Origin of the sequence: Pedobacter sp. AK017 (assembly GCF_014200825.1) — a bacterium.
Classification (GTDB): Bacteria; Bacteroidota; Bacteroidia; order Sphingobacteriales; family Sphingobacteriaceae; genus Pedobacter; species Pedobacter heparinus.
In genome coordinates, this window is the sequence record NZ_JACHCW010000012.1 from 79,078 (window position 1) to 96,396 (window position 17,319).

18 protein-coding genes are annotated in these 17,319 nt (G+C 40.5%); 8 read left to right on the top strand and 10 right to left on the bottom strand.

Going from position 1 to position 17,319, the window contains the following annotated elements; all coding sequences use genetic code 11:
• Positions 1-3: 3 nt before the first annotated feature.
• A complete protein-coding gene (locus HDC92_RS17430) occupies positions 4-711 on the top strand; it encodes an SIMPL domain-containing protein (protein ID WP_012780594.1) in 708 nt (235 codons plus the stop codon).
• 150 nt (positions 712-861) lie between these two features.
• Entirely contained in the window at positions 862-1,176 is a 315-nt protein-coding gene (locus tag HDC92_RS17435; RefSeq protein WP_036675425.1) for a hypothetical protein, read from the top strand.
• A gap of 85 nt (positions 1,177-1,261) precedes the next feature.
• Here the strand turns inward: HDC92_RS17435 and serS are convergent, their stop codons facing one another.
• Positions 1,262-2,533 carry a serine--tRNA ligase gene (gene serS / locus HDC92_RS17440; protein WP_183876351.1) on the bottom strand — a complete coding sequence of 424 codons (1,272 nt, stop codon included), beginning with the start codon at positions 2,531-2,533 and terminating at the stop codon, positions 1,262-1,264.
• A gap of 42 nt (positions 2,534-2,575) precedes the next feature.
• Here serS and rsmI point away from each other — a divergent pair, with 42 nt between their 5' ends.
• From rsmI to lnt, 3 genes are read left to right on the top strand one after another with little or no spacing between them, the layout of a single operon-like run.
• Positions 2,576-3,295, top strand: a complete 720-nt coding sequence (gene rsmI / locus HDC92_RS17445; RefSeq protein WP_012780591.1) for a 16S rRNA (cytidine(1402)-2'-O)-methyltransferase — start codon at positions 2,576-2,578, stop codon at positions 3,293-3,295.
• A 48-nt stretch (positions 3,296-3,343) separates the two neighbouring features.
• Positions 3,344-3,985: a PH domain-containing protein gene (locus HDC92_RS17450; protein WP_183876353.1), complete on the top strand. Its 642-nt coding sequence runs from the start codon at positions 3,344-3,346 to the stop codon at positions 3,983-3,985.
• Positions 3,986-3,995: 10 nt separating this feature from the next.
• Positions 3,996-5,615, top strand: coding sequence for an apolipoprotein N-acyltransferase (lnt, locus tag HDC92_RS17455; protein ID WP_183876354.1), 1,620 nt, complete (start codon positions 3,996-3,998; stop codon positions 5,613-5,615).
• Here the strand turns inward: lnt and HDC92_RS17460 are convergent.
• The gene (locus HDC92_RS17460) at positions 5,612-7,252 is read right to left on the bottom strand and encodes an NAD+ synthase (RefSeq protein ID WP_183876356.1); all 1,641 of its coding nucleotides are present in this window, start codon (positions 7,250-7,252) and stop codon (positions 5,612-5,614) included. The two genes, lnt and HDC92_RS17460, sit on opposite strands and share 4 nt — an antisense overlap.
• A 39-nt stretch (positions 7,253-7,291) precedes the next feature.
• On the bottom strand, positions 7,292-7,945 hold the full coding sequence (locus HDC92_RS17465) for a porin family protein (protein ID WP_012780587.1): 654 nt from the start codon (positions 7,943-7,945) through the stop codon (positions 7,292-7,294).
• Positions 7,946-7,988: 43 nt separating this feature from the next.
• Between HDC92_RS17465 and gldB the strand changes: the two genes are divergently transcribed.
• Positions 7,989-9,017: a gliding motility lipoprotein GldB gene (gene gldB, locus HDC92_RS17470; protein WP_183876386.1), complete on the top strand. Its 1,029-nt coding sequence runs from the start codon at positions 7,989-7,991 to the stop codon at positions 9,015-9,017.
• A 5-nt stretch (positions 9,018-9,022) separates the two neighbouring features.
• Positions 9,023-9,793 carry a patatin-like phospholipase family protein gene (locus HDC92_RS17475; protein ID WP_012780585.1) on the top strand — a complete coding sequence of 257 codons (771 nt, stop codon included), beginning with the start codon at positions 9,023-9,025 and terminating at the stop codon, positions 9,791-9,793.
• On the opposite strand, the gene HDC92_RS17480 is transcribed toward HDC92_RS17475, so the two are convergent.
• From HDC92_RS17480 to HDC92_RS17510, 7 genes are read right to left on the bottom strand one after another with little or no spacing between them, the layout of a single operon-like run.
• The gene (locus HDC92_RS17480; RefSeq protein ID WP_012780584.1) at positions 9,782-10,501 is read right to left on the bottom strand and encodes a 2-phosphosulfolactate phosphatase; all 720 of its coding nucleotides are present in this window, start codon (positions 10,499-10,501) and stop codon (positions 9,782-9,784) included. The genes HDC92_RS17475 and HDC92_RS17480 overlap by 12 nt on opposite strands.
• Before the next feature lie 36 nt (positions 10,502-10,537).
• Positions 10,538-11,617 (bottom strand): glycine cleavage system aminomethyltransferase GcvT, encoded by a 1,080-nt coding sequence (gene gcvT, locus HDC92_RS17485; RefSeq protein ID WP_183876388.1) that lies wholly within the window; start codon positions 11,615-11,617, stop codon positions 10,538-10,540.
• Positions 11,618-11,658: 41 nt separating this feature from the next.
• The gene (locus tag HDC92_RS17490; protein WP_012780582.1) at positions 11,659-12,861 is read right to left on the bottom strand and encodes a glycosyltransferase family 4 protein; all 1,203 of its coding nucleotides are present in this window, start codon (positions 12,859-12,861) and stop codon (positions 11,659-11,661) included.
• A gap of 17 nt (positions 12,862-12,878) precedes the next feature.
• Positions 12,879-13,490, bottom strand: coding sequence for a ribonuclease HII (locus HDC92_RS17495; protein ID WP_012780581.1), 612 nt, complete (start codon positions 13,488-13,490; stop codon positions 12,879-12,881).
• A gap of 29 nt (positions 13,491-13,519) precedes the next feature.
• Complete coding sequence (locus HDC92_RS17500; RefSeq protein ID WP_183876390.1) at positions 13,520-14,611, bottom strand: ABC transporter permease; 1,092 nt, start codon at positions 14,609-14,611, stop codon at positions 13,520-13,522.
• Positions 14,611-15,690 carry a glycosyltransferase family 2 protein gene (locus HDC92_RS17505; RefSeq protein WP_183876489.1) on the bottom strand — a complete coding sequence of 360 codons (1,080 nt, stop codon included), beginning with the start codon at positions 15,688-15,690 and terminating at the stop codon, positions 14,611-14,613. The genes HDC92_RS17500 and HDC92_RS17505 overlap by 1 nt, the downstream gene beginning before the upstream one ends.
• A 34-nt stretch (positions 15,691-15,724) precedes the next feature.
• The gene (locus tag HDC92_RS17510) at positions 15,725-16,702 is read right to left on the bottom strand and encodes a hypothetical protein (RefSeq protein WP_012780578.1); all 978 of its coding nucleotides are present in this window, start codon (positions 16,700-16,702) and stop codon (positions 15,725-15,727) included.
• A gap of 42 nt (positions 16,703-16,744) precedes the next feature.
• On the opposite strand from HDC92_RS17510, the gene ruvC reads away from it, so the two are divergent.
• A complete protein-coding gene (ruvC, locus tag HDC92_RS17515; RefSeq protein WP_183876392.1) occupies positions 16,745-17,308 on the top strand; it encodes a crossover junction endodeoxyribonuclease RuvC in 564 nt (187 codons plus the stop codon).
• The last annotated feature ends 11 nt before the right edge of the window (positions 17,309-17,319 follow it).

Here is a 17,319-nt window from a genome sequence, read left to right on the forward strand (position 1 = left end):
ATTATGAAAAAGTTATTAAGCCTTGCCATTGTTGCCCTGTTTAGTGTTAGTGCTATGGCCCAACAAGTAGACCTGCGTAAAAAGATCAGTGTTAGCGGGTCTGCAGAAACCGAAGTTACCCCAGATATCATTTACATCAGCATTTCTTTAAAGGAATACCTGAAAGATGGCAACAGCAAGAAAAAAGTTGACATTACTACACTGGAAAATGAACTGTTTAGTGCGGTTCAGAAAGCCGGACTGGAGAAAGAAAACCTAACGATCAATAACCTGTCGAGCTATACGACCATTACAGAAAAGAAAAAAAATCCGGATTACCTGGCCAGCAAACAGTACCGCTTAAAGGTGAACGATCTGAATAAATGGAATGCGATTATCGGTGCAATTGATGCCAAAGGCGTAGCGTATACCAATATAGACAGCTACGATTATTCAAAGATCAGCAGCTTAAAACAGGAGCTTAAAATTAAGGCCTTACAGGCTGCTAAAGCAAAAGCAACGTATCTGGTAGAAGCAATTGGTGATAAACTGGGCAGTGCCCTGGATATTCAGGAAATTGAAAACCAGGTTTATCCTCAGGCCATGTACCGTGCTTCTAATGTAATGATGAAAGCTGAAAGTGCAGATATGGCTGGTGCAGGTGCAGCAGAGATCGATTTTAAGAAAATAAAACTGAACTATGTGATGAATGTAGTATTTGAGATCAAATAAATTTAATTCTGACCAGAACTGTATACAGTTTTAATAAAAAATGATTAAAAAAACCTATCAATTAAGTTTGGTAGGTTTTTTGTTATTTAAAGATTGTTGTTGTAATACAGATAACAGCGGCATGCAATTAAACCAAAAAAAATGAAGATTATGAAAAAATTAATTTACGCACTGGTACTCATTTTTACACTGACTGCAACGGCTAATACTGTTTCAGCTGCAGATAAAAACAATAAGGCCAATACAGAAATGACTGCTGAACAAAAAGTTCAGCTGGAAAGGATTAAAACCCGTGTTGAAGAGATCAGGGATATGGATAAGTCACATTTATCCAGGTCGGAGAAAAAAGAACTCCGTAAAGAGTTGAAAGAATTAAAAACGCAGGCACGTGCAATGAGTGGTGGTGTTTACCTTTCAGTAGGTGCAATCATCATTATTATTTTATTGCTGATCCTTATTTTATAGTATTATTAACTACCCATATATATAAACAAGCTAACATCTACCTGTTAGAAACAAAAAGCTTCCCTTCCGGGAAGCTTTTTATGTTTTAATCAATGTATTCAAAGCCTGTATAGGGAACCAGTACTTCTGGAATTTTAATTCCCTTAGCTGTCTGATTGTTTTCCAGAATGGCTGCAACAATACGTGGTAGCGCCAAAGCACTACCATTTAAAGTATGGGCCAGTTGTGTTTTTCCTGTTGCACCTTTAAAACGTAATTTAAGTCTGTTGCTCTGGTAGGTTTCAAAGTTAGATACAGAAGATACTTCCAGCCAGCGTTGCTGGGCAGCGCTCCATACTTCCATATCATAGGTCATGGCTGCAGTAAAGCCCATATCGCCCGCACATAGGCGCAACACACGGTAATGTAAGCCTAGTTTTTGCAACAGGGTCTGTACATAAGCGCTCATTTGTTCGAGTACTTCATAAGATGCTTCAGGATGAACAATCTGTACGATCTCTACTTTATCGAACTGGTGCAACCTGTTTAGGCCGCGGACATGTGCACCGTAAGATCCTGCCTCGCGACGAAAACATGGTGTATAACCTGTGTTTTTTACCGGCAGTTCTTCTTCTTTTAAAATGATATCCCTGTAAAGGTTGGTAACCGGTACTTCTGCTGTAGGAATCAGGTACAGGTTATCGATACCAACATGGTACATTTGTCCCTCTTTATCTGGCAATTGCCCGGTTCCAAAGCCTGAAGCTTCATTTACAAGGTGGGGCACCTGCATTTCCCGATACCCTTCTGCAGTAGAATGGTCTAAAAAGAAATTGATCAATGCGCGCTGTAAGCGTGCACCCTTACCTTTATAAACCGGGAATCCTGCACCTGCAATCTTGGTACCCAGTTCAAAGTCTATAATATCGTACTTTGAGGTCAGCTCCCAGTGCGGCAATGCAGTTTCTGTAATGGCTGCAGGTGCGCCATGCACATACACCACTTCATTTTCTTCAGGCGTACTTCCTGCTTTTACCAGATGGTATGGCAGGTTGGGTAATTGTACGAGCAGGTTGTGCAGTTTGCTTTCAGCTGCTGCCAGTTCATCAGACAGGGTCTTGATCTGCTCTTTATTGGCTGTTGTTTCTGCTTTAAGTACTTCAGCTTCGTCCTTTTTCCCATTGCGCATCAGCTCACCAATCTGTTTGGCACTCGAATTTGCAACAGCAGAGAGGTTATCCAATGAAGTTTGAAATTGTCTTCTTTCTTCGTCAGTTTTAATAATCTCATCAACCAGCTCTGGTTGTTTAAAGTTTCTCAGGTTTAAGCCTGCTAAAACTTTCTCTCTGTTTTCGCGGATATAGTTAACTTGCAGCATTATTTATTTTTTAGACAAAGATAGTAGAGTTAAGCTTTAAAAATGACAACAGGAAAACTTTTTCTAGTGCCAACCCCAATCGGCAACCTGGAGGACATGACCTTGAGGGCCATCCGGATTTTAAAAGAAGCTGATGTGATCCTGGCAGAGGACACCAGGACCAGCGCACCTTTATTAAAGCATTTTGGAATTGATAAAAAGGCCTACTCACATCACCAGCACAATGAGCACCAGGCAACTGCCGAGATTATCCGCTTTTTGAAAGAGGGCAAAAATGTGGCCCTGATTTCTGATGCAGGAACGCCGGCAATATCAGACCCTGGGTTTTTCCTGGTAAGGGAAACTTTAAAAAACGAGCTGCAGGTAGAATGTTTACCTGGCGCTACGGCCTTTGTACCGGCATTGGTGAATTCAGGATTGCCATCTGATGCTTTTGTTTTTGAAGGCTTTTTGCCGGTAAAGAAAGGAAGGCAGACGCGCCTGAAAAAACTGGCGGAAGAGGAACGCACAATTGTACTTTATGAAAGTCCGCACCGCCTGTTAAAAACACTTGAAGAATTTATAAACTATATGGGACCTGAGCGACAGGCTTCGGTAAGCCGGGAGCTGACCAAACTATATGAAGAAACCGTAAGAGGTACCCTGGCCGGAATAAAATCACATTTTGAAAACAATATATTAAAGGGGGAATTCGTAATTTGTGTGGCCGGAGCCGAAGAGCCGGTGAAGAAGAAGAATAAATATAAAGATGAACGGGATTAATTGGGTTCAATTTTTGATGGGTATAAAGAATTATTATAAAGCAACAACATGATTTTAATAGATAGATTTTTAAGTGACGAACAGGATCCGAAGGCCGTTGAAAAGGTTTTAGGAAAACTGAATGACATGCTAACCAGCAATGAGGAACTGATTTATATGGCAGTACAGAAGAAACCGGCTGTAAATTTGCTTCCTGATTGCATTGCGGTAAGTAACAAACGTATTTTTTATTGTGAGCCGGGCAATTTTGGCATCACCATGAATTTTAAGGACATTTCCTGGAAAAGCATTAAAGAGGTCTCTTTTAAAGAAGAAATTTTTGGTTCTAAATTTATTTGTGTGCCTCTACATGGTGAAAATATCATTACAGAGTATATACCTAAAGCGCAGGCCCGTAAATTATATCAGGCGGCTTATGAACAGCTGGAAGCTTTTAAAGAGCAGTTAAAACAAGCAGAGCTGGAGGACAGACGGTCTTCAACTTCACCGGTTACGGTAAATACTGTTCCTGCTGAGCCTGTAGCAGATGAGGTGCCTCATGCCTTATTTTCGCAACCTTCTGCCCCTGTGGAAGAACCGGAAGACGAAACCACTTTAAAATTAAGAAAACTGAAGAGCTTATATGATAAACACCTGATTACACAGGAAGAATATGAAGCAAAAAAAGCGGATATTTTAGACAGTTTATAAGCGGCGGTTGATGAAATCTGGAAACACTGCCCTGTTGGCCCTGTTAAGTGCATTTTTAATGTGGCTGGCCTGGCCACCTATCCCTTATACTACCCCGCTGTTGTTAGTTGGGCTGGTTCCTTTATTGATTGCATTGGATAAGCTGATGCTTAAGACAGAAGGGAAAACAGGTAAAAAGATATTCCTGACGGCTGGATTAACTTTTTTAGTTTGGAATACCGCCAGTATTTACTGGGTTTACAATGCCATTAGTGCCGTTAACAATGCGGTGGTAGCTGCGTTTGTGTCGCTCATCCCCTTTGGACTGGGGGCTTTACTAATGATTTTTGCCTTTTGGTTGTATTACCGGCTAAGCAGGGTGGCCAGTAAAAACATTGCTTACCTGGGCCTGCTTTCTTTTTATGTTGCCATGGAATACCTGCACCAGAGCTGGGACCTGGCTTTTCCATGGATGACACTGGGAAATGGCTTATCTGGTATGCACCAGCTGGCACAGTGGTATGAATATACTGGTGTTTACGGAGGCTCTGTATGGATATTGCTGAGCAATATTTTAGCTTTTGAAGCTTATAAGAAATTTAAAACGGTGTCTAAAGGTTACACCAGGTTAAGGCCTGTTTTAGGCTGGGCCCTGTTTATTTTGTTACCTGCGGGTTTATCGCTGACAAAATACAGCCAGTATAAGGAAAAGGAAGTTCCTGTAAATGTGGTAGCTGTACAACCCAATATAGACCCTTATTTAAAATTCGGAGGACTTTCTTCAGCTGAGCAGTTAGCGATACTTACCCGGCTTTCTGATTCGGTAGCACAACCCAACACGGAATATTTCATATGGCCGGAAACAGCCATACCAAGCAGGGTAGACGAGGACAGGATCCGTAGTGATGCCGATTTCATGACCGCACAGCGCTTTCTGGAGAAATATAAGAACGGCACTTTGATTACCGGCATAGAGAGTATAAAGTTTTATCCGGATCAGCAAACTTTATCGGCCAGAAAGTACAACAACGATTATGTTGATGTTTTTAATGGTGCCATACAAATAGAAAATTCTGCCAATGTACAGTTTTACCATAAGTCTAAACTGGTTCCCGGCGTAGAAAAAATGCCTTTCCCTACAGCACTAGCTGTACTGGGGCCTGTTTTTGAAGGCTTTGGCGGTACGGTGGGTGGTTATGGCTCGCAAAAAGAGCCGGGTGTGTTTTATGCTTACAGCGGAATTGGCGTGGCACCGGTGATCTGTTATGAATCTATCTGGGGCGATTGGATTGGCCAGGCCGTTAAAAACGGAGCCCAGTTTATTGCCATCCTAACTAATGATGGATGGTGGGGCAATACTTCGGGAAAAGACCAGCACCTGATGTATGCCAGATTAAGGGCCATAGAAAACCGCAGGTATGTGGTCCGATCGGCCAATACGGGAATTTCCTGTTTCATTAACCAGAAAGGGGATATAATTAAACAAGCTGGATGGTGGACAAGGACTGCGCTTAAGGCCGACATTAATTTAAATGACGAGCTTACCCTTTACACCAAAACAGGTGATGTGATTGCCAAAGTTTTATGTGTTGTCGCACTTTTACTGGCCCTTATTATTCCATATAAAAAGTGGATAAAAAAAGCAGGCTAGGAAAGGTATTTACCTACAATTGGCATTCTTCGGCCCATGCCAAATGCCTTAGGTGAAACACGCAGGATTGGTGGGGTCTGGTAACGTTTAAACTCAGCTGTATTTACCATTTTGATAATCCGCCTGACCAACCCTTCGTCGTAGCCTTGTGCAATAATAGCAGATGAGCTTTGTTTCTGTTCAATATACTGGAACAGGATTTTATCAAGTATATCGTAGTCGGGCAATGAATCAGAATCTTTCTGGCCTGGTCTGAGTTCCGCTGAAGGTGGCTTAACAATAGAGTTTTCGGGGATTACAATGCCGTCTTTATTGATATAATTGGCCAGCTGATAAACCTGTGTTTTGTACACGTCGCCAATTACCCCGATAGCACCGCACATATCGCCGTATAATGTGCCATACCCCACAGCACATTCACTTTTATTGGATGTATTTAACAAAATATAGCCGAACTTATTGGACATGGCCATAACGACGATACCCCTGCACCTGGCCTGGATATTTTCTTCGGTAAGGTTAAATGGAAGGTTCTTAAAAGCGGGGGCCATCATATTGTCGAACGCATCAGCAGCTTCTTTTATAGGGATGATCTCATGCTCACAGCCAATGTTTTTCACCAGATCTAAGGCATCCTGGATAGAATGGTCTGAAGAGTATTTTGAGGGCATCAGTACAGCCATTACATTTTCCGGCCCCAGGGCACGGCAGGCCAGTGCACAAACTATAGCAGAATCGATACCACCGGACAAACCCAAAACAGCTTTGCTAAAACCTGATTTGGCAAAATAATCTTTAATGCCCATTACCAGTGCTTGGTGAATCTGTTCTATGTCAGGAATGGCCTGGTGTTGCATGGGCACATAGCCCTTAATCCTATTATCCTCAAATTCATAGACGCGGAGGGCTTCCTTAAAATAAGGCATCTCGTCGATCAGGTTGCCTTTGGCATCGAAAGCCAGAGAGCCTCCGTCAAAAATGATCTCTGTCTGTGCACCTACCTGGTTTACATACAGCAATGGCAAATTGTATTTCCTGGCATTGTCTGACAGTACCACAACCCTTTCCTCATCATGACAATAAGAAAATGGAGAGGCTGCGATATTGATCATCAGTTTGGGCTTTTGCCTGATCAGCTCATCCATTGGAGAAGCAATATATAAAGGATTGTTGTTGATGTTCCAAAGATCTTCACAGATGGTAACAGCTATTTTGATGCCTTTAAAATCGATACATTCAAAATGACTTGCGGGCTCAAAATAGCGGTATTCATCAAATACATCGTAATTGGGCAACAATGCTTTTTTTACTACTCTTTTTAAACGGCCATCTTCTATAAAATAAGCTGCATTATACAGGTCTTTACCAGCAAGTACATCATTTTTAACGGGCAGACCTACAATACAGGCTATGTCCTTACAGTGCTCCGCTATTTGCTGGGCCGACTTTTCACAAAGTTCAATAAACTCATCAAATTCAAGAAAATCACGCGGGGGGTAACCACATACAGCCAACTCGGCAAATACAATAAGATCAACCCCCTGGATTTTGGCCTGCTCAATATGGTCAATGATTTTATGGGTATTGTATTCGAAGTTACCGATATGATAGTTGAGCTGTGCTAATGCGATTTTCATGAGTTTATAATGATTGATTTCTTTTTAATGGTTATGATTTTAAAAGAACACGGCTAAATTCAGGCTAAGATAATGGTTACGCGCAGATGTATTTTTATCGCTGGTAATGTCTGTAAATCCATTGTTGTAAGTTAAACCAGCCATAATACTGGTGTTGCCTGAGATGTCAAACTCACCACCTGCCCCAATAATTAAACCAGCCCTGTAAAACTTAACATTAGCTTCGCCGTTTTTGATTTCCGGCTGGCCGGCAGCTTTACTGTCCAATTTGGCCCCAATCTTAAAGTCATTCGAAAGCCCGAACTGTCCGTACCAGCGCATTTCGTTCATCTTAGCTGTTTTAAGCTTTACCGTTAAGGGGATTTCAATGTACTGAAGCTTGTACTTAAATTCATATTCGGCCTGACTGGAAGGTGTTCCCAATTGCCTTACCTCGGTACTTTTACCATTGATGGTCGTAATGGTTAACCCGGTTGAAAAGCTATAATTCTCTGCAAAATTGAAATCACCAAGTAGTCCATAAGAGAAGCCAAGTGAAACACTATTGCTCTTGCCAACCTCTGGTTTTATCCAGCCTATTGTAGGATGGGCCGTTAAACCCAGTCTGAAACTATAATCAGGAATTCTTAAATTCTGCGCAAAAAGGTTACCGGTTAAAAACAATAGCAATAAGCCTGGAAATAGTCTTTTCATAATATAGATATATTTTCTATTACTTAATTTATATTTGTGATTAATGATACATAACGTAAAAATCAGTCAAAGCTATCTATTTTTTCTGTTTATAATAACTTTTCTTTCCTGTAAGCAAAGTAGTAAACCTGACGTAAGCACCATACATCTGGATGTAAAAATTGAACGTTTTGATCAGGATTTATATGCCGGAAAAGAAAAAGACCTTAAACAGACAGACTTGTTGCTGCAAAAAAAATATGGTGTATTTTATGATGATTATGTACACCGAATGGTAGGTAATTTTAATTACAGCAATGAGGAAATTCTTTCTACGTTATATAAAGACCAGGCTTACTACGATTTGAACAAGGAAAAAGATAGTGTTTTTAGTAGTCTTACTCCAATAGAAAAAGACCTTACACAAACTTTTAAATATATTAAATATTACTACCCTAAAGCTGAGGTACCAAGGTTCATTTCGTTTATCTCGGGTTTTGCCGTACAAACCCCTATTGGGGATAATTATATGGGGATTGGCCTGGACATGTTTTTAGGTAAGGACAGCAAATTTTATATGGCCATTGTAGAAAGTGTGCCTTTGTATTTGTCCAGACGTTTTACCCCCACATATATTGTACCCAGAGTTACAGAAACTTACGCCAGGGAAGAACTTTTTCGGGAAAAAGATGAAGACCGGTCATTACTGTCGAAAATGATATACAATGGCAAAATCCTGTATTTTATGGATCAGGTATTGGCCGATGAAGTACCTGATTCTGTTAAGATTGGCTATACATCGAAACAGCTGGAATGGTGCAAAACTTTTGAAAGTGACATTTGGGGCTATTATCTGGCAAACGATTTATTATTTGAAACTGATTATCAGAAAATACAGGTATTTTTAAGTGAGGGTCCCTTTACCCCGGGACTGGGTGAAAAGAATGAGTCGGCCCCAAAGCTAGGTATATGGATAGGCTGGCAAATTGTTAAAAAGTATATGCGGGAAAACCCCAAAGTTACGTTGCAACAGCTGATGACGGAAAAAGATATGCAAAAGATATTACAGGCTGCTAAATACAAGCCTAAATAATTGATATGGCTAAAATTGGAATTGTATTATCGGGTGGTGGCATACGTGGCATTGCACATTTAGGTGTTCTGAAAGCATTTATTAATGCGGGTATACAGTTTAGCCACATCAGCGGTACAAGCGCAGGATCAATTGCGGGAGCTTTTTATGCCGCCGGCATCGACCCTGAAGAAGGTTTAAATATTTTTATCAAAACCAAACTCCTTCGCTTTGTAAGACCTGCTGTTGGTGCTTTGGGCCTCATCAATATAGAGCATACTGCCGACTTGCTGAAGGCCTATTTTCCTGATGACAGAATAGAGCACCTGAAGATTCCGCTTACCATTGCGGCGACCAATTTTAGCGAAGGCAAACTGGTTTACTTTAACAAAGGCCCACTGATCAGGGCGATACAGGCGTCAAGCTGTATTCCAGGTATCTTTAAACCGATTATGATTGAAGGGCAAATGTATGTAGATGGAGGGATATTGAATAATTTCCCTGTTGAGCCTTTGCTTGACAACTGTGATTTTATTATTGGTTCTTCATGCAATCATTTAAATCCTGTTGATAAGATGACCGGGATCACATCATTAGTGACCAGGGCCGGAATCATGTCTATTAACAAAGACATGGAGCAAAAAACTGCACTTTGTAACATTATGGTAGAGCCAAAAGGAATGGGGAGCATCAGTACTTTTGACATGGCGAAAGCTGAAACCATTTATTGGCTGGCTTATGAAGAAGCCCTAAAGACCATAAAAAACAACGAGAAATTAAGTGAGCTAAGCCTTTAAGGCTACCAGCGCCTCCCCTACCAGTACAGGGATTGCCTGGCATATATTAAGCTGTAAACAAAATTTCACATCTTCTTCAATGTTCAGCTCGGCCAATCGGTGACTGTGTGATGATTTATGAAGATAATTTCTAAGGTCATCTTTAGCCAGCAGATACAAGTCTTCTGCCGCAACACATGAATCATCAAAATGTGTAAAATCCTTACGAAGTTCATTTACTACTGCACCAGCAAAAAGGGTATCTTCCAGGTTAAATTTATCTTTCCAGCCGGCACAAAGCAGCAGTACATCTTTTTCCTGGGATTTAAGCCAGCTACATAGTGCCTTTAAATTGAGAAAAGCACCAATTACTACCTGATGCGCATTTACCTGGGCAAGGTGCAATGCTTTTGTTCCATTGGTGGTAGTCAGCACTACTGTTTTATTTTTAACCTTATCACTAACGTAAGAAAATGGAGAGTTGCCAAAGTCGTAACCTGCTACAACTTCTCCATTTCTTTCTGCTGCCAGTAAATAGCCTTTATCTGCATAGTTTAAGCAATCTTCAACATGGGCAACCGGAATAATTGCAGTTGCTCCATTGTCAATACCATATACAATGGAAGATGTTGCCCTTAAAATATCAATAACGACAACAACGCTTTCTTTAATATCGTACAGGTTTAATAATGCGGGAGTTAAACAAACTTCTATGCTTTTTTTATGCATACACAGACAATTGAGGGTTTAGGGCAGTTAAAGTATTTATTTATAAAAAGGGAATTTTACGATTTTTGCCAGTATTTTTTGGTTACGGATATGAATAAAGATCTCCGTTCCTTCTTTGGCAAAAGCTTTATCTATATATCCCATTCCTATTGCTTTTTGCAGGGAGGGCGATTGGGTACCAGAAGTAACTTTACCGATTACATTACCTTCTCCATCAACAATTTCGTAATCATGACGTGGTATACCCCTGTCGATCATTTCAAAACCAACCAGCTTTCTGGCCACCCCGGCTTCTTTTTGTGCAAGGAGTGCTTCTGAATTGGTAAATATTTTAGAGAATTTGGTGATCCATCCCAGTCCCGCTTCAATTGGGGAGGTATGGTCGTCAATATCATTTCCGTAAAGACAGAAACCCATTTCAAGGCGCAGGGTGTCTCTGGCACCTAAGCCAATTGGCTTGATGTTAAATGGTTTTCCCGCTTCAAAAATGGCATTCCAGATGGCATCTGCGTGTTCGTTGTCAAAGTAAATCTCGAAGCCTCCGGCACCGGTATACCCTGTTGCAGAAACCAGTACATTATCTACACCTGCAAATTTGCCCTTTACAAAATTGTAGTAGTCCATTGATGCCAGGTCAACATCTGTTAAGCTTTGCAGGGCCTCTGCAGCTTTAGGCCCCTGTATGGCCAATAAAGATGTTTTATCAGATATATTATGCATTTCCACTCCTCTGGTATTGAACTTTTGTATCCAGTTCCAGTCTTTTTCAATGTTTGAAGCATTCACCACAAGCATATAAGTAAGTTCATCAATGCGGTAAACCAGCAGATCGTCTACAATACCACCATTTTCATTTGGCAAGCAGGAATACTGCACCTTACCATCATATAGTTTTGAGGCATCGTTACTGGTTACACGCTGGATCAGGTCTAAAGCATTTTCACCTTTCAGAATAAATTCACCCATATGGCTCACGTCGAAAACGCCAACGCTGTTGCGCACTGCAGCGTGCTCTGCATTGATACCTTCGTATTGTACAGGCATGTTGTACCCGGCAAATGGCACCATTTTGGCGCCTAAAGAAATGTGTTTATTGGTTAGTGCGGTATTCTTCATACAGTTTAATATAAATAAAAGCGTGGCAAAGGTATATAAATTTAGGCACTAATTAATTTGTGGTAAATATCCAGCATCCGTTTAGAAATGGCATGGATATCATGATCCCTTTCTACTGTTTTTCTTGCATTATCGCCAATTTCCCGCCATTTTTTGGGATTGGTGATACATTGTAAAATAGACCTGTAAAACTCATCCGCAGTGTTGGCGATGAGAATATCTTTTCCATGCTCATAACTGATCCCCTCGGCAGCCATACTGGTAGCAATTATACATTTCCGCATAGCCATTCCTTCTATAATTTTAACACGCATTCCACTGCTGGACAATAGCGGGACAATCATAATGGCTTTAGAGTTTATAAACTCTATGGCATCAAAAATTTCACCTTCAACAACCAGGTTTTCAGAATCATATTCAAAAAACTGGCGTTGCATGCTCTTGCCTGCAATATAAAAACGAAGTTCAGAATTTAGTTTTTCTATATCGGGCCATATTTCATCCAGAAACCATTCCAGACCTTCTTTATTGGGCCGCCAATCCATAGCCCCCAGATGAAACAAAGTAGGGAAACTGGTTTTAGTCTGATCAATAATGTATTTTTCAAAATCAAGGGCAACAGGAAAAACATCCAAAGGAGCCTGGCAACCAAATTTAAGTATATGCTGTCGGTCGGGTTCACTAATGGCAAATACCTGGTGGAAACGGTTAAGCTGTTCTGTTTCGTAGTGTTTTAAACGACGCGCTAAAAACTGCAGATATCTCCTTCTGGGCGTAAACTGTTCCCTCATCGCGATACGCTCCCAAACATCAAATTCTATATTATGTGCCCGGTAAATTATCTTGGCATTGCTGTTGGCCTTAACAGTATCAAGATATGGCACTACAAAAAGTCCTTCAAACTGAATGATGTCAAATTCATTTTCCTTTAAAATATCTTCCAGTAAACGCCCGGCATCTTCATCAAAAAACCTGGATACATTATAGGATTGATTGGAAAAGATGTTGAGGAGTGCCCCCCATACATTTACTTCGGTATCGATGCTGAAAGAATGGAATTCTATCTTTTCAAAAACAGGATCATAGATATCGTCTACATCTATTCTGTGCTTACTGGTATTGATACTGAACAAGGTAATGTCTACCCCAAGGTTTAGCAGGCCTTTAATGGTATTGTAAACCACTATAGGGTAACCACTGTTGGGTGGAAAGGGAACTCTGTTTGTAAGAATCAGTGTTTTCAATTATGTGAAAATACTAATTATCCCTCTATTTCGGAAAACAGGTTAAGTTGAGGGGGACTAACTGTAAAAGTTTTACGATGATATGGCGATAAACCATGCTCAAGTGCAGCAGAACGGTGTACCACTGTTGGGTAGCCTTTATTCTGATGCCATTGATAATGCGGGTATTCATCTGAAATGCGTTCCATAAACTCATCTCTATGGGTTTTGGCCAATATGGAGGCCGCTGCTATGTTCAGGTATTTACCATCTCCTTTAACAATACAGGCATGGGGGATATCAGGATATTTTTTAAACCGGTTGCCGTCAATACTTAAATACTGGGGTTTAACCAGTAATTTCTCTATGGCCCTGTGCATAGCGAGAAAGGAGGCATTCAAAATATTGATCTGATCAATTTCTATATTGTCAACTTCAGCAACTGCCCATGCGATGGCCTCTTTTTCTATAATGATCCTAAGTCTTTTACGTTGCTGATGATTAAGCTGTTTTGAATCATTCAGCTCCCCGGCAATAAAATCTGGCGGCAAAATCACTGCAGCAGCAAATACAGGTCCTGCCAGACAGCCCCGCCCAGCTTCATCGCATCCGGCTTCTATAAATTCTTGCTGATAACAGTTCAATAGCATACATCCAAAGTTAATAAATTCGGCTTTAGCTACACAGATATATTTTGCGATTTAACATCAAAAGCATCACGCAGGCCGATAGCCAGCAAGTTGAATGCATATACTGTAAGCATGATGGCCAGGCCCGGCAAAATGGCCAGGTAGGCGGCATCCATGATAATGTAACCGTAGTGTTCCTTGATCATTCCGCCCCAACTGGGCATAGGGGGCTGGGCACCGAATCCCAAAAAGCTTAATCCTGTTTCCAGCAAAATAGCTGAAGCAAAATTAGCTGAAGCAACAACCAGAATTGGCCCTGCAATATTGGGCAGGATATGTTTTACAATTGTTCTGGAAGTAGAGAACCCGAGTGCTTTTGAAGCTTCAACAAATTCGACTTCTTTTAAGGCCATAACCTGTCCGCGTACCAAACGGGCCACATCTACCCAGGTAGATAGCCCTACGGCAATAAATATCTGCCAGAAGCCTTTCCCCAATGCAAAAGAAATGGCAATAACCAATAACAGGGAGGGTAGTGACCAGATCACATTCATGAACCAGCTGATGGCCGCATCAGTTTTACCACCGAAATAACCGGCCAGGGCACCCAGACTTACCCCAATAAAGAGGGAAATGAGTACAGCCATTAGGCCGACCGATAAGGACACCCGGATACCAAGAATAAGCCGGCTTAGTAAATCGCGGCCATAAATATCTGTACCCAGCCAAAAGGTTTGCTCATACAATTGATCCTGTCCCAATAAAGGGTATGCAGATTCTTCTGCCAGCTCATCATCCCCTATATATTCCCTTACATAGATCTTATTTCCATCTATCCTTCTGGAGGTAATGGGAACGCTTTTAAAATCAGCTTCCTGACCGTATAACATCCGTTCAATGAAATTTAGCTGTTTAACGCTCTCTTTCCGGCTGACAATTAAAAATTTAAATGTTCTGCCAGGTTTCTTATTGCTTAACTGGAGGTGCATAGTATTGGCCATCGGGGTTTGATCTGGTGTGATCAGGTAACCTAAAATCCCCATAATGGTTAATAATAAGATAAACAGCAGGCCACCAAAAGCCATCTTATTCTTCTTAAAGCGCTTCCATATTTTCCTTGAAGGACTGTTATTGATCTCCATTATTTTACCATTCTATCTTTCCAGTTATACTTTCCGGTATTTCCGGCAACGCCTATGTATACGATGTATAAAATATGCAATACATTAAGTACAGGCAATAATATCAGCAGGTTCCGTCTTTTGGCAAAGGCGGTTACATCGTATAAAAATAACAATTCAATCGTCATTTTCGCCAATAGCTGAACCACTGCCAGCTTAAAATAAAAACAGTTAAAAATACCTGAAGCTGCATTTAAAAGAATACTTAAATTAAATAGCCAGATGCAAACGCCCAATACGATGATCGATTTGTTTTTATATCGGGTACTTTTTGATGCCCATCGTTTACGCTGTTGAATGAATTCCTTTAATGTGGCTTTTGGATGTGTGTATACTACAGCATCCTCATTTTTTAAGAATCCGATATGGCCGTTAAACTTTGCGGCCATTTTATGTAACAGCAGCTCATCATCCCCTGAGGCAAGATCGTCAATTCCTTTAAAACCACCTACCTCGTAAAAAGCTTCCCGTTCGTAAGCTAAGTTGGCCCCATTACAGGTTGATGGTTTTCTATTGCCTATAGTTGAAGCACCCAAACCAATTAAATACAAAAATTCAAGCGTTTGTGCCCTTTCAAAAAAACTTTTTTCTTCAAAATAAGCAACCGGAGAGGAGATCATCTTATATTTCTTCTCCTCATAAAAGCTAACTATGGTTTTAAGCCAATCTGGTCCCATTCTGCAATCTGCATCAGTTGTAATGATCAAACTACCTCTAGCCTGGGCGATAGCAGTTTGTATAGCTTTCTTTTTATAGGAATTAAGGGGCTGATCTTCATTCAGACGAATGAGTTTCACTCCTTTATCAGAATAGGAACTGATAATGGCAGCAGTCTGGTCGGTAGAGTGATCGTCAATAAATATGATTTCCGTTAAATCCCTGGCGTAATTTTGGGCAATCAGATCTTCTATTGTTTTAGCAATGTTCGGGGCCTCATTACGGGCAGCAACAAGTACAGAAACTTTTGTGGTTAAAATTACTGGTTGCGGTTTAAAATTTATCAGTTTATGCCATCCTCTTATGAAGGTGATCACCACCATCACATATAAAACCGTTAAAAAAGACGATATAAGGCTAATTGCGTTGAGTATTTCCAAAAAAATTAAGTTTAAACACAAAATAAGAGCCTAATATAGCAGGAATTATAATATTTATCAGCCATATACTTGCTGTGCATGCAATAACAGCTACATCATGATCGGTAACAAAACTAAAGAAATAAGCAGCGGTATAACTCCTTACGCCTATATCAAACAAATCGAGAGAAGGGAGTGTAGATTGGACAAAAAATAATATACATACCATTGTTAAAATATCCAGAGGATGGATTCCGGGTATCAGCCAGAAGAAAAGAATAAAATACTGTGAGCTGAATACAAAATATCTTGCCAGGCAAAACAACAGGATATACAGCAGTTCTTTTTTACTATACCTGGCCAGAATGCTATAAAATTTCTTGTATTTGCGCGTAAACCGCATGGAAAGCAAAATCCCGTTCAGCCATTTGATGTTAAAGTAAAACACCATAAAAAAAGCACAGAACATTGCAGAAAGCACGATTAAAGCATAGAACAGTCTGTAATCAAGCGGAACAAACCGATAAATAAATATGCTTATCGCTATTGCTCCAAAAACATTTGTCAGCACCATCTGGCCAATATTTCCAACGGCCATGGCTACAACACCTATAATGCGCCGTTTAGGCGAAAGGAAAAATACTCTGCCCCCATACTCGCCAATGCGATTAGGCGTAAATACAGCCCAGGTTAGTCCGCAAAAAACAGATTCAATAGCCCGCCATAAACTAATACTTTCAATACGGGCTATTAATCTTTTCCATTTTAATGCTTCGACACCCCAGTTAACCAGCATCAATAAACAAACTATACCAAGGATAAGGATAATTTCAGTTTGGGGAATCTGTTTTAAAAGATCTTCAAAAGCACGTAAGTTTTCATTGGAAGACAGTTTTTTGTATACAAACCAAAATGCAATGATTACAATTGCGGTTTTAAGAAAGTATGATAATGTCTTTTTATAATTGGATGTCAACTTTTTTAATTTACTCTGTGCAAATATGCTTAATATTGTTTTATGTTGGTTGAAAAAAAGGAAAGGGTGATCATGGGCATAGATCCCGGTACTTCAATAATGGGCTACGGAGTAATACTTGAACGGGGCAGTAAAATTGAACTGATCACCATGGGGATTGTAAGGATGGATCATCTGGACGATCATTTCTTAAAGCTTCAGCGGATATTTGAGAAAACAGTAAAATTAATTGATGAATATAAGCCTGATATTTTAGCCCTGGAAGCCCCTTTTTACGGAAAAAATATTCAGGTAATGTTAAAATTAGGGCGTGCACAGGGTATTGCCATGGCTGCGGCCTTATCAAAAAATATCCCAATTAACGAATATGCACCCCGAAAGATCAAGCAGTCGATTACAGGGAATGGCAGCGCCGGTAAAGAACAAGTGGCTGCAATGCTGCAAAGACTGCTGAATTTTAAAGAAACCCCAGAGTTTTTAGATGCGACGGACGGGCTGGCTGTGGCAGTTTGCCACTCTTTTCAAAAAATAGGTACTGCCGGTAAGGGCAAAACCTACTCGGGTTGGGAATCTTTTGTGAAAGACAATGGAAAACGCTTGAAATAAAAGCGTTCATT

What these genes read in the sequence shown, in the direction of transcription:
- HDC92_RS17465 (WP_012780587.1), bottom strand. Translation starts at nt 7,945, where the DNA reads ATGAAAAGACTATTTCCAGGCTTATTGCTATTGTTTTTAACCGGTAAC.
- HDC92_RS17450 (WP_183876353.1), top strand. Translation starts at nt 3,344, where the DNA reads ATGATTTTAATAGATAGATTTTTAAGTGACGAACAGGATCCGAAGGCC.
- HDC92_RS17505 (WP_183876489.1), bottom strand. Translation starts at nt 15,690, where the DNA reads ATGGTGGTGATCACCTTCATAAGAGGATGGCATAAACTGATAAATTTT.
- HDC92_RS17435 (WP_036675425.1), top strand. Translation starts at nt 862, where the DNA reads ATGAAAAAATTAATTTACGCACTGGTACTCATTTTTACACTGACTGCA.
- HDC92_RS17500 (WP_183876390.1), bottom strand. Translation starts at nt 14,611, where the DNA reads ATGGAGATCAATAACAGTCCTTCAAGGAAAATATGGAAGCGCTTTAAG.
- HDC92_RS17480 (WP_012780584.1), bottom strand. Translation starts at nt 10,501, where the DNA reads ATGCATAAAAAAAGCATAGAAGTTTGTTTAACTCCCGCATTATTAAAC.
- lnt (WP_183876354.1), top strand. Translation starts at nt 3,996, where the DNA reads ATGAAATCTGGAAACACTGCCCTGTTGGCCCTGTTAAGTGCATTTTTA.
- gcvT (WP_183876388.1), bottom strand. Translation starts at nt 11,617, where the DNA reads ATGAAGAATACCGCACTAACCAATAAACACATTTCTTTAGGCGCCAAA.
- HDC92_RS17430 (WP_012780594.1), top strand. Translation starts at nt 4, where the DNA reads ATGAAAAAGTTATTAAGCCTTGCCATTGTTGCCCTGTTTAGTGTTAGT.
- ruvC (WP_183876392.1), top strand. Translation starts at nt 16,745, where the DNA reads ATGTTGGTTGAAAAAAAGGAAAGGGTGATCATGGGCATAGATCCCGGT.
- gldB (WP_183876386.1), top strand. Translation starts at nt 7,989, where the DNA reads ATGATACATAACGTAAAAATCAGTCAAAGCTATCTATTTTTTCTGTTT.
- serS (WP_183876351.1), bottom strand. Translation starts at nt 2,533, where the DNA reads ATGCTGCAAGTTAACTATATCCGCGAAAACAGAGAGAAAGTTTTAGCA.
- HDC92_RS17475 (WP_012780585.1), top strand. Translation starts at nt 9,023, where the DNA reads ATGGCTAAAATTGGAATTGTATTATCGGGTGGTGGCATACGTGGCATT.
- HDC92_RS17495 (WP_012780581.1), bottom strand. Translation starts at nt 13,490, where the DNA reads ATGCTATTGAACTGTTATCAGCAAGAATTTATAGAAGCCGGATGCGAT.
- HDC92_RS17460 (WP_183876356.1), bottom strand. Translation starts at nt 7,252, where the DNA reads ATGAAAATCGCATTAGCACAGCTCAACTATCATATCGGTAACTTCGAA.
- rsmI (WP_012780591.1), top strand. Translation starts at nt 2,576, where the DNA reads ATGACAACAGGAAAACTTTTTCTAGTGCCAACCCCAATCGGCAACCTG.